A 12,748-nucleotide genomic window follows, 5' to 3' on the forward strand; every position below is an offset into this window, starting at 1 on the left:
TGTTTAGTTTATTACTGGTTGTATTGCTTCGTTCTAGATTCTGTAAAAGCCTAGACTCTAGGACGCTTCGCTACTAGAGCAGTCGAAGACTAGGTACTAGAATCTAGGTCGCTTCGCTGCTAGAGCGGCCTACGGCCTGCTATAAAATCTTAGCAGCGAAGCGACCTAGCAGGACGTAGTCCGCCCTCTGGCGAACCTGCGAGTTCCTTATCACTAATAATTACCCTACAAGGTTGCGACTGCAGCTACTGCGATTGCGCTATTATAAAGGATTGTCGTTGCTTGCTGCCAAATGGTTAAGCTATCAGCATACTCAGTATCTAGCGGTACAATGATGGTATCGCCTGGTTCCATCTGACCGCCACTGCTAAACCAATGTGATTCATTTGGTAATGCGACCGAACCATCAGCTTTAATAATATAAATTCGGTCATCATCAGCTCGTTTACGTGAGCCACCAGCCATGGTTAAGTATTGGTCGAAAGTAACACCGTCTTTAAAGCGATGTGTACTCGGGTGTTGAACTTGGCCCATTACTGACACTGTTTGACTGTTATGTGGAACGTATAATGCATCTTCATCTTCTAAAGCTAAGTTAGCTTCATCAATACCCAAGTCTAATGCAGCTAAATCTACAACTAAGCGACCCACAACTTGAATATTTTCAAGTTCTTTCAGCATTAATTGGGCATCGGCATAACCAACAGTAGGTGTATCTCTAGTTAATGCTTTAGCTGCAATTTCGCGACGAAGCTCATCCGATAGCTTCGCTAACTCTAACTGTTCTTTATCTTTAACTGATTTACGTAGAAAAACCGCACTCTTTAATGATGCATCTGCTGTATATCCACCAGCCCGTGAAATAACGTCTTTAAGTGTTTCACCTCGTTGAATAGAGTAGGTTCCAGGGAACTTAACTTCGCCTTTAACGGTAATCCAACGATTATCTTGCCAATCTGGTAACGTTCTCACAGTCAAAGTATCTCGACTTTGCAATGGGATATTTGTCGCTTCATTATTCATCACTTCAGAAAGACTGAGCTGCTTATGCTCAATACTGACACCGTCGGTTTCTGAAATATTTTGACGAGTTAATTCAGCTGATAATGTGTATGAACCTTCTTCTAACCCACCCGCTGCAATCAGTAATTCTTTCACATTGGCATTCATCGTTAAGGGATACTGCCCAGGAAAACGAACATTACCGTTAATGTTGACAAGTTTGACTGCATCGCCAAATCGACTCTGATTTTTAAGTTTGCTAATAATAGGTGTTAAAAGTGCTTCGCGGTCTTCGTAATCGAATACAACAATAGTATCACGCGGTTTTAATAATAAATTATATGATGAATGGGGATCTGTTATCGCTTTGCCTAAGGCTAGACGTTGAATTTCAATATCACCACGTTGATTTACTTCACGGATTAATAAAGAATAATCAAGGTCTGCGGTTATGGTTAAATTACCCCAAATTGATGGTAGCAAATCAGCAACTTTTATTTGATTTGTCCATTGATATTTACCGGGACGAATAACCGCGCCAGCTATTGTGATGGCATTTTCTACCCTTGTTGAGGCAGATTTTACATTTAATACATCACCATTTTTAGCAAAAGTAGAGAGTCCACTTGATGCCGTTAAGTCTACGTTAACAACAGTTTTAACGGCCTTATCGCTATAACGTTCTATCACACTGGCTTTAGGGTAAGCACCAGGATTTAAGCCGCTGGCCATTTTCAGTACATCTGCCATGGTTTCGCTATTTTTTAACTCATAAATAGCGGGACGTCTAACCTCGCCCATCACGCTTACACTGGCACCAGCCGTTGGTATGAATACCACATCACCGGATTGTAATCGCTTGTCTCCTGATGAATCACCACGCATAAGCAGGTCGTATAAATCTAAGGTACCCACAGCTTTACCCGCACGTTTTAATTGGATATTACGTAATGAGCCGATTTCGTTTATACCACCAGATACAAATAAGGCTTGGGTAATAGTCGATAAACTTGAAACAGTATATGAGCCAGGTTGATATGCATCACCAGCAACAAAAATACGAATTGAGCGAAGCTCACCCATAGTGATACTTGAATTTATACCTATCATGCTTTGGGCGATTTTGTCTTGCAGTAGTACTCTTGCTTCTGAAAATGACAATCCTACTAATGATATTGGCCCTAAGTCAGGAAACTGTACAGCACCATCACGACCTACTATCAATTGATAATTATTATTTTCTTTACCGTATAACTGAACATTAATATTGTCGCCAGGGCCTACCATGTATTCATTAGGAACCGGTACGTCGCTTACTGGTGCAAACGTCGTCGGGGAGCCAGCAAACAAGTCGTAACCGAAACGTTTTAATTCAGATTGTTTTTGGTCATCTGTGGCTTCGGTTTTTGCTATGGTTTTAGTTGCTTGGTTAGTTTGTTCGTCTTCTGACTGATCAACAACTGGATCGTGATTTGGTTCAGATTTTGAATTTACATCACGAGGAGTCACAATTTGTGGGTTACTAATTTGGGCTTGGCCACTTGTTGAACCTGAAAGCATTGATGGATCGATACCATACTGTTTGGCGATGCGTTCTTGTTCTGATTTTGGCAACTGCTTAAATTGTTCAATCATTTGTGGCGAAGGGGTTACAGCTTGTACCTGTGTACTTAAAATAATAACGGCAGATAAGCCAGCTATTAACACGTTTTTGGTTTTATGTAGCACCAGGTATCTCCAATATTATTTTAGGATTAATAGAAAGTTTGTAATTAAAATGGTTCTAGTAACTCGCAGACTCGCCAGAGGACGGACTTCGTCCTACTCGTGTCGCTGCGCTACTAGGGACAGCTTTGCTGTTAAGATTCTAGAGCATCTAGCATTGAAGCGCTCTCGCATCTGGATTTTTTGAGTTAATCGATTTTCAGGTGCGCTACCGTTCCGAGTTGCGCCCACGTAACGAATGAAATTGTTCATTCGAAGCCTTTATAAAATACGTCCTGTATTTTCTCCTTCGGGCCAGCTAAAGCTGTTAATAATTGTTCCTGACAATTATTAACAGACACGCTACCGACCCGCGTGGCGGGCGAGACGCCCTTCGGCGTTCACTAAAAGACAGAAACTATTCTGTCTTTTGCCTTTCAGGCACGCTACCGCCCATGGATTACGGCTTCCAATATGCCCTTCGCTATGCGAAATACTTATTTTTATTGACTAATAATCATAACAGCCATTAATCGAGCGAAGAATTATACTCAAAAATCAACTTAAATGCTTGAGTAAAAACCTCTTCACCTAGCTAAATATGACAAAATAGCAGATACATCATTCAAGTGGCCAAAAATCAACCGTTATAGATTGAAATAGTTCTTTTTACCGTCAGCAATCATTTAATCAATGGACAATATCCTACACAATGTGTGGCTATTCTCTGACTTTTGTTCATTTAGTTTTTCTAATCATTTTTTGATACAGCTTGCAAATTAGTGAGTTCAACCAGAATTCTTTTCTGCTGCCCCATTATGTTAAATAATACATGGCAACGCTTATCTGGATTATTTTCATCAAAAATAGCTTCAAGATCTTTAAATGGTCCATCGACAAATTTAACTTTATCGCCTTTACCTAAAGGTTTTACCTGTTCTGGTACATAACCTTGAACGCGTCTTTTAAGCGCTGAAATAATTCTGTCGTCAATGGGAGTCATGTCTTCTCGACAGCCAATGATACGATTTGCACCACGGGTATTGTGGATTTTGCTCACGCTAGTGACTTGAGGATCAAAATAGATAAACAGGTAATTGGGGAAAAGAGGCGACGTAACCATTTGTTGTTTGTTACGTACCGTTTTTTGCTGGGTGATCACAGGTAAATAACTATCGACTTGTTGTAAAGCCAAATTTTGCTGTGCACGTAATTCTTCACGTGATTTGCAATACAGTAAATACCAAGATTTCATTATTACTCGCTTGTTTAAATTTGCTCATCAGTCTGAGCAAGTGACATCCATTCACGGCTTAGGATATTAGCAAAATTCCTTAACTATTTGAATGGGTTTTTAGTTGCTAATGCCTATAAATACAGCGTTTAAGTTATCACTTGGCTTTATATTAAACAAAAACACTATCCGTTATTATGTCAATTAGGCAGTAACTAATTGATTTATCATTTGACGTTAGCCCAACAGTTTTAGCAAACGGCGCTCGGTTAATTTTATTTTATGTGTCATTTACCGATCTTACAAAGGCCACTCACTGCGTTTGTTACCACCGGATCCAAACCTACCTTATCTAAACTCACCTAAGTTAGGGTTTTCTATTTCCCTTACCTATAAACAAATTTATGTAGCAGTTAGAGAGTGATTAACTAACCTGAACTTGGTATAAGGGATGAACTTAGCTATTTAACATCAGCATGTTAACCAAGCTCACTTTCAAGCTTGTCATTTGTTATGCTAACAAGGCGAATTGACGCGTCAATAGCGAGTCTCTTGTAAGTCGATTCAACATAGTTAGCAGGACAAGGGGCTGTTTGAAAGACATTTATTATCCCGAGCTCAGGTTAACTAACGTCTTGGTGTTGTATGGGTTTATATCATATTGCGACTTAGCGTTGGTTCGATACCGAAACCAATCGTTATCATCACTCACACATTAAGTTTGATATGTCATTAATTTTTACTTGGGATAATAACTGTTTATTTAACCAGCAACAAAAAGCCTCGATAACCGAGGCTTTTTAGCATCCTTTTTTAAGATTAAAGGTTACTTAGCTGGCTTGGGTGGGTAATTCATCATCACTGCACCAATCGCTTGATTTATAGTGTTAATTCGTTCTTGTGGGGTACTTTGCTCACGTACTGTGTCGGCAACAGTACCACGCCAAATTAATTTGCCGGTTTTGTTGTCTACCAGGTCAACCATTAGTGTGCCTACATCATATTCGCGAACGGTAGTTTCACTATGAAAACTGCTACCTAACCCCCAGCGGGGTCCGTAATATGGGTTATAGCCGAAGTTACTATTAAAAGTATCGACATTGATCTTCTTATCAACTTTAGTAATGTAGTTAACTAGTAAATCTGCATTTTGCTTGTCTGTTTTACTAATACCTTTTTGACTCAGTTGAGTTTCTACTGCTGCACGGACACGTTGATCCATCTGTCCGTCTAAATGATAACCGGCATCTTCATTTTTTTTATCTACCCATGAGTAGGTTTTATATTGCTCAAATGATACCGACGGATCGAAGTCTGAGGTTGATTTTAAAGTACTACATGCGCTCAATGCTAATACTGCAGCAACGATAAACAGGTTTTTCATACAGGCTCCCAAAAAAATATGTTAATAGCTGTAAGCTTATAGAGCACAAAGATGTTGTCAAGTTAACTAGAATTTATAAATGTAGGTTATAAGGACTAGGTTCAAGGAACTCGCAAGCTCGCCAGAGGGCGCACTCCTTTTAGGTACTAGGTAGGTTTTAAATTTTACCCGCACCTCATCCCTGAATGCTTGTATCAGAGATCCAGGTGTATCTCAAACCGTTCGTCATCCTCGAGTGCTTTTATCGGGGATCCACATGTTTCTCAAACCGCACGTCATCCTCGAGGGCTTTTATCGGGGATCCAGGTGTTTCTCAAACAGCTCGTCATCCTCGAGTGCTTGTATCGGGGATCCAGGTGTTTCTCAAACAGCTCGTCATCCTCGAGTGCTTGTATCGGGGATCCAGGTGTTTCTCAAACCGCTCGTCATCCTCGAGGGCTTGTATCGGGGATCCAGGTGTTGCTGTTGACTTATCTTTAGGGTTTTAGGCCTTATGATTAAACACGTAAGAGCTAACACCTGGATTCCGGCTCAACAGCATTGCCGGAACGACGGAGTAGTGGGCGTTATTTGAAATGATGTCGTCATAGTTATCACTGAAATACTACACGCCCGTCCTCCCTGAGTACTTGTATCGGGGATCCAGGTGTTGCTCAAACCGCTCGTCATCCTCGAGTGCTTTTATCGGGGATCCAGGTGTTTCTCAAACCGCTCGTCATCCTCGAGTGCTTGTATCGAGGATCCTGTTGTTGCTCAAACCGCTCGTCTTCCCTGAGTACTTGTATCGGGGATCCAGGTGTTTCTCAAACCGCTCGTCTTCCCTGAGTACTTGTATCGGGGATCCAGGTGTTTCTCAAACAGCTCGTCATCCTCGAGGGCTTTTATCGGGGATCCAGTTGTTGCTCAAACCGCTCGTCATCCTCGAGGGCTTTTATCGGGGATCCAGGTGTTTCTCAAACCGCTCGTCATCCTCGAGGGCTTTTATCGGGGATCCAGGTGTTTCTCAAACAGCTCGTCATCCTCGAGGGCTTTTATCGGGGATCCAGGTGTTTCTCAAACCGCTCGTCATCCTCGAGTGCTTTTATCGGGGATCCAGGTGTTGCTGTTGACTTATCTTTAGGGTTTTAGGCCTTATGATTAAACACGTAAGAGCTAACACCTGGATTCCGGCTCAACAGCATTGCCGGAACGACGGAGTAGTGGGCGATGTTTGGATACTCCAATCGCCCGTCTTCCTTGAGTGCTTTTATCGGGGATCCACATGTTTCTCAAACCGCTCGTCATCCTCGAGTGCTTGTATCGAGGATCCAGGTGTTGCTGTTGACTTATCTTTAGGGTTTTAGGCCTTAAGAATAAACACGTAAGAGCTAACACCTGGATTCCGGCTCAAAAGCATTGCCGGAACGACGGAGTAGTGGGCGGTGTTTGAAATGATGTCGTCATAGTTATCACTGAAATACTACACGCCCGTCCTCCCTGAGTACTTGTATTAGGGATCCAGTTACTGATCCAACAGCCCGTCTTCCCAAAATGCTTGTATTGGGGCTAGTTGTTGCTCAAACCGCACGTCATCCTCGAGGGCTTTTATCGGGGATCCAGGTGTTTCTCAAACAGCTCGTCATCCTCGAGTGCTTGTATCGAGGATCCTGTTGTTGCTGTTGACTTATCTTTAGGGTTTTAGGCCTTAAGATTAAACACGTAAGAGCTAACACCTGGATTCCGGCTCAACAGCATTGCCGGAACGACGGAGTAGTGGGCGGTGTTTGAATACTCCAACAGCTCGTCTTCCCTGAGTACTTGTATTAGGGATCCAGTTATTGATCCAATCGCCCGTCATCCCAAAATGCTTGTATTGGGGCTAGTTGTTGCTCAAACCGCTCGTCATCCTCGAGTGCTTGTATCGAGGATCCTGTTGTTGCTCAAACCGCTCGTCATCCTCGAGGGCTTTTATCGGGGATCCAGGTGTTGCTGTTGACTTATCTTTAGGGTTTTAGGCCTTAAGATTAAACACGTAAGAGCTAACACCTGGATTCCGGCTCAAAAGCATTGCCGGAACGACGGAATAGTGGGCGGTGTTTGAATACTCCAACCGCACGTCATCGCCAAATGTTTGTATTTAAGATCCTGATATTGCTTTTAGTTCTCTTACAGCTTTTAATTCTTTTAAAGCTTTAGATATTCTTGCAGCTTTTGATTCTATTGCAGCTTTAGCCTTTATTACTGATCCATACGGTTTGATATGGTTGCAGTTGTATTGTTTTGGTGATGTCTTCGATTTGGATCCCGGTGAGTAAATCAATCCAGTATTCTGAAATCACTAGATTGAGCTCATTAATGGGCAAGTCGGTGACTTGATCAGACACGTTACTGATGCAGAAGATACTTTGTTTGCGGTTACGACTTTGACGCCAAAAACCAAATAGTTGTAATCCCAGGTGCAAGGTAAATTGAGTCGCATTGGGATGAAAAGCACTTTGTTGAGTTCGAATATTAATTAAATTAGTTAGCGCAGTTAATACCTGGTTATGGTCACTGTTAACATCATTAAGTTGCTCGGTTAATTGTGCTAAATCCCAACGATGACGGTTAATCGCTCGATTGTGTGATGTGTTTGCCAGCTTTTCATCGTCGTTACGAGTGCCCAGTAGACTGTGAATATAAATACCAGGAATCCCCTCTAGCGCTAACATAATGCTATGCGCACATACAAAACGTTGCATGCCCCATGAGTCTTTGCCTTTAGTGGTACCTTGAAGTGCATCAAATAAGGCGATGTTCATTTCGTAAGGTTTTTGTTGGCCATCTTCTGTTGTTCTAGACGAAATTTTGCCACCAAACTGTTTCATGGTGTCGACTAGCGTATCAATCTCATCATCGTCTAGTAAGCCCTCCGCTGGGCGCAGACCAATACCATCGTGCGAAGCAATAAAATTAAAGTAGGTTGTACCGTCTTGTGCCGGTGGCATGCTCATAAGCCAACGTTTTAAATACAAACAATTGCCCGTGATAAGGCTGTTGATCAACAGCGGTGGCAGCGAAAAGTTATAGATGCAATGTGCTTCGTTAGCATTTCCAAAGTAAGTTAGGTTTTGAGTGTTGGGAATATTGGTTTCGGTAATAATAATGGCATCTTGTTGGGCATACTCAATTAATGTCCGTAATAAACGTACTACCCCATGAGTTTGCGGTAAGTTAATTGATTTATTGCCGACTATTTTCCATAAAAACGCTACTGCATCGAGGCGAAAAATACTCACACCTGCATCGAGGTACAGTCGAATAATTCGCACAAATTCGACTAAGACTTGAGGATTACGAAAATCAAAATCAACTTGATCATGACTAAAGGTACACCACACATGTTGAGTACCACTAGGTGTTTCAGTTGGTCTTAATAATGCTGAGGTTCTTGGCCTTACAACCGTACTTAGGTCATCACGAGGATCTGCGGTAAAGAAGTAATCATGACCAATACCCTCGCCTTTACAAAAATTTTCAAACCATAAACTGCGGCTTGAACAATGATTAATGACTAAGTCTGACATTAATCGTCGTTTGCTGGCAATGGCACTAATGTCTGCCCACGAGCCAAGGCCTTCGTTAACGCTTGAGTAGTCAATTACCGAAAATCCATCGTCTGAACTGTAAGGAAAAAACGGTAAAATATGCACAGCATTGATACAACTTAAGTAACTGTCGATAAATTGCGCCAGGGTTGTTAATGGTCGCTCACCTTGTTGCATCACACTGTCACCATACGTGATCATTATGATGTCTTTTTCAGACCAATGATTTGCAAATGGCTCAGGTACTTGGCAATACTCAGTGATGCGCATGATATCGATTAGCTGAGTTGCCAGCTCTAACGGACTTATGTTTATGTCGATATCATTATAAATGCAGCTAAGTTGTTGCTGCAGCTTTTGCTGTAATCCATCTATTGTTGACATAGAGTGTCCTTGTTAATCATTAGCCTCAACTAAACTCAGCGTTGTCGGCTTCAACTGCGGCTTTAAGTTGTTCAAGTACGTCTGGCATGGCACTGACGACTCGGCTCCATGTTGGCATAAATGGGGTTTCCATTGGGTTATCTAAAAATCGTTGCCCTGCTGTGACAATATTTTGAGCAAACATTTCTACTGCTTTTTCTTCTAAATGAATATCCGTGGTTAAGCCATTCATTAACGCATCATTATGATAGGTTTCGACATAATCAAGGGCAACACGGTAATAAGTTGCCTTAAGAGTTCGGAACGATTCCGTGCTAAAAGTATGACCTTGAGTAGCGAGTTTACGGAAAAAGGCTTTGGTAATGTCTATCGACATTTTAGAAAGGCCGGCATCTTCATTATCTAATGATAAATCTTGATGTTTATGATCGTAATTGTCGGCAATATCAACCTGACAAATACGATTATGGGCATAGTTGCGCTGCATTTCTGACAGCACGCCAATCTCTAAGCCCCAGTCACTCGGGATACGCAGATCGTTGAGTACGTCGCGTCTAAATGAAAACTCACCCGCTAATGGATAGCGAAAACTGTCCATGTATTCTAAATATTCGTTGTAACCAACCACTTTTTTAAGCGCTTTAATCAATGGTGTTACGAGTAGCCGTGACACGCGGCCATTTATTTTGCCATTAGAAATACGGGCATAATAACCTTTGCTAAACTCGTAATTAAACTGCGGATTGGCCACCGGATAAAGCAAACGCGCCAGTAATGACTTCTCATAGGTGACAATGTCGCAATCATGCAGCGCTACCGACTCTGTTTTGCCAGAGGCCAGAATATAACCCATGCAGTACCATACATTACGGCCTTTACCCAATTCTTTGGGCGCTAAACCTAATGCTTGTAATTTGGCATCTAGTGCTTGTAGACGAGGACCATCGTTCCAAAGAATGCGGTGATGCTGTGGTAATTCACCAAAGAAACTTAAAGCATGTTGGTATTGCTTGAGATCGGCTCGGTCTAGTCCGATGACAATTTCGTCTAAATATGGCACTTGTTTCAATTTACTCACAATACCTTTAAGAGCATCCCCTTCTAACTCGGAATACAGAGACGGAAGAATTAACCCTAATGGACGAGTTTTAGAAAATTTTATCAAATCTTGCTCAAGCTCTTCATGGCTGCGTCGTGTTAAATTATGCATTGTGGTTACAATGCCATTTTGATAAAAGTCGGCCATATTATGCCCCTCCAAATGATGGTTGGCTTACCGCTAATTCAGCCAATACTGATGATGTTTCCGATGAAGACAATAGCGTTTGCTTTATGCATTCAGCCCAACCTTTAGGGCCGTATTCAGAGCTTTTAATACTTGGATTTTTAGTCGTTAATAAAGGAAATGGGTGCACCGGTGACTTGATTTGTATGGCTATATCAGCAGCTTCAAGCATGGCATTGTCATTACCACTGTCACCAAGAGCAATAGTGGACACTAGAGTGCCGTACTGCTCAGCATAAACAGCTGCTAACCATTGCATTGCTTTACCTTTATCGGTATCACCGCCCACGTGTAAAAAGCGCCCTCCTTGCAATGTATGCGCACCAACACTGGCCATCAATTCAATAAAGGCTTGCTTACTAACGTCATCACCTTGCCAAAGTAGCGGTTCGCCATAGTGTCTCACTAGTGCTAACGTGGCATTATCTGGCGACAAATCGGTGACTTCACATAACTCTTCCACCGATAACGATGAAAAACCAATAAAGTTATCGTTAAATGCCTGCGCATGCTGGTGTAACAATTCAAGCCAATATTGCCTAGGCTGACAAAACTCTTTTACCCAATAGTATCCCTGGGTTAGCGTGTCTTGTGGCTGTTGGCTAAAGTAACCAATGGGGATATAAATTACCGCGCCATTTTCTGATATAAACGGTGAGTTAAAACCGAAGGTTTGTTGTAGCTTTTCCATTTCGGCAAAGGTTTTACTGGTATTTGCAATAATTGGAATATGCCGTTCATTTAGTGCTTCAATCACCTCGATTGCATCACTAAAACTATAATCAAAATGATCAAGTAAAGTGCCATCGATGTCAGTAAAGATAAGTGGTTTAGTTGTCATATCATGTCCCTTTATCATCATTGAGTGCTGAGTGAACAAAGCTATAAAAGCGTTAGCGAGCGAAGTCAGGTGGTTAAAAAGGTAAGCTTAGAAGCTCATTCGTTTGCAGCTAGCGTCGATAGCCTTCAAAGCCATTACTAACCGGTTTAACATTCTTTAATCGCTGTCTATTCACCATTTATTCACTATCGTTAATCTATTGTCGCTCGTCACTTTGCTTTGATTGTCTGTCATTACCTTTATAGTGAAGGATTCAGGATATGTGCCAAGCGTAAAATCATTGCACTCAAATAGTTCAATTAGATGTTAGCCACTGATATAAAAGGAATATTAAAAAGGTGAGAACCGATAAGGTAAAAGTGGTGATTGGTTGTAAAGACGGTTAATTGTGCAACAATGAATAGTTACTGCACTACTTTGGTGCGAATTAGTAAGTAGAAAAGTGTAAAAGCGGCAGGATGATAAAGTGCGATAAATGCTTATCACGATAACCGATTACGGAACGCTTCGCTTGCAGAGACGAGATATTAGGCTTTGCCGCTAAGTGCTACTAGGTTGTAGGTAATAGGTGCCAGGGGTGTTTTTCAAACCGCACGTCGTACTCGAATACTTTAATCGGGATCTTGGTGTTACTTCACCGCATGTCATCCTTGAGTGCTTAAATTGGGGACCAGGTGTTGCTTCACCGCATGTCATCCTCGAGTGCTTTTATCGGGGACTAGGTATTGCTTCACCGCATGTCATCCTCGAGTGGTTTTTATCGGGGATCCAGGTGTTTCTGTTGAATTAGATTTAAGACTTTAGGCCTTAATATTATTCACGTAAAAGCTAACACCTGGATTCCGGCTCAAAAGCATTGCCGGAAAGACGGAGTCGTGGGCGTTATTTCTGGGATCAATCATTGTGTTGCTTCAGCGCATGTCATCCTCGAATGCTTTTATCGGGGACCAGGTGTTGCTTCACCGCATGTCATCCTCGAGTGGTTTTTATCGGGGATCCAGGTGTTTCTGTTGAATTAGATTTAAGACTTTAGGCCTTAATATTATTCACGTAAAAGCTAACACCTGGATTCCGGCTCAAAAGCATTGCCGGAAAGACGGAGTCGTGGGCGTTATTTCTGGGATCAATCATTGTGTTGCTTCAGCGCATGTCATCCTCGAATGCTTTTATCGGGGATCCAGATGTTTCTTCACCGCATGTCATCCTCGAGTGGTTTTTATCGGGGATCCAGGTGTTTCTGTTGAATTAGATTTAAGACTTTAGGCCTTAATATTATTCACGTAAAAGCTAACACCTGGATTCGGGCTCAACAGCATTGCCGTAACGACGGAGTCGTGGGCGGTGTTTG

6 protein-coding genes are annotated in these 12,748 nt (G+C 42.0%); all 6 read right to left on the bottom strand.

Features of this window, described 5'->3' with window-relative positions; all coding sequences use genetic code 11:
• Positions 1 to 225 precede the first annotated feature (225 nt).
• Positions 226 to 2,730 carry an SLBB domain-containing protein gene (locus EGC82_RS16385; RefSeq protein ID WP_124731705.1) on the bottom strand — a complete coding sequence of 835 codons (2,505 nt, stop codon included), beginning with the start codon at positions 2,728 to 2,730 and terminating at the stop codon, positions 226 to 228.
• Positions 2,731 to 3,457: 727 nt separating this feature from the next.
• Positions 3,458 to 3,961, bottom strand: a complete 504-nt coding sequence (gene rfaH / locus EGC82_RS16390) for a transcription/translation regulatory transformer protein RfaH (RefSeq protein WP_124731706.1) — start codon at positions 3,959 to 3,961, stop codon at positions 3,458 to 3,460.
• An 805-nt stretch (positions 3,962 to 4,766) separates the two neighbouring features.
• The gene (locus EGC82_RS16395) at positions 4,767 to 5,324 is read right to left on the bottom strand and encodes a DUF4136 domain-containing protein (RefSeq protein ID WP_124731707.1); all 558 of its coding nucleotides are present in this window, start codon (positions 5,322 to 5,324) and stop codon (positions 4,767 to 4,769) included.
• A 2,207-nt stretch (positions 5,325 to 7,531) separates the two neighbouring features.
• Positions 7,532 to 9,274, bottom strand: a complete 1,743-nt coding sequence (locus EGC82_RS16400; protein ID WP_124731708.1) for a sugar phosphorylase — start codon at positions 9,272 to 9,274, stop codon at positions 7,532 to 7,534.
• Between the two features lie 25 nt (positions 9,275 to 9,299).
• Positions 9,300 to 10,520 (bottom strand): glycosyltransferase family protein, encoded by a 1,221-nt coding sequence (locus EGC82_RS16405; RefSeq protein ID WP_124731709.1) that lies wholly within the window; start codon positions 10,518 to 10,520, stop codon positions 9,300 to 9,302.
• A 1-nt stretch (position 10,521) separates the two neighbouring features.
• Positions 10,522 to 11,400 carry an HAD-IIB family hydrolase gene (locus EGC82_RS16410; protein WP_164839151.1) on the bottom strand — a complete coding sequence of 293 codons (879 nt, stop codon included), beginning with the start codon at positions 11,398 to 11,400 and terminating at the stop codon, positions 10,522 to 10,524.
• Positions 11,401 to 12,748: the final 1,348 nt, after the last annotated feature.

The organism is Shewanella livingstonensis (assembly GCF_003855395.1).
In the GTDB taxonomy this organism is placed as follows: Bacteria; Pseudomonadota; Gammaproteobacteria; order Enterobacterales; family Shewanellaceae; genus Shewanella; species Shewanella livingstonensis.

Coding starts and splice junctions, on each gene's coding strand:
- EGC82_RS16400 (WP_124731708.1), bottom strand. CDS start 9,274: ATGTCAACAATAGATGGATTACAGCAAAAGCTGCAGCAACAACTTAGC.
- rfaH (WP_124731706.1), bottom strand. CDS start 3,961: ATGAAATCTTGGTATTTACTGTATTGCAAATCACGTGAAGAATTACGT.
- EGC82_RS16405 (WP_124731709.1), bottom strand. CDS start 10,520: ATGGCCGACTTTTATCAAAATGGCATTGTAACCACAATGCATAATTTA.
- EGC82_RS16395 (WP_124731707.1), bottom strand. CDS start 5,324: ATGAAAAACCTGTTTATCGTTGCTGCAGTATTAGCATTGAGCGCATGT.
- EGC82_RS16410 (WP_164839151.1), bottom strand. CDS start 11,400: ATGACAACTAAACCACTTATCTTTACTGACATCGATGGCACTTTACTT.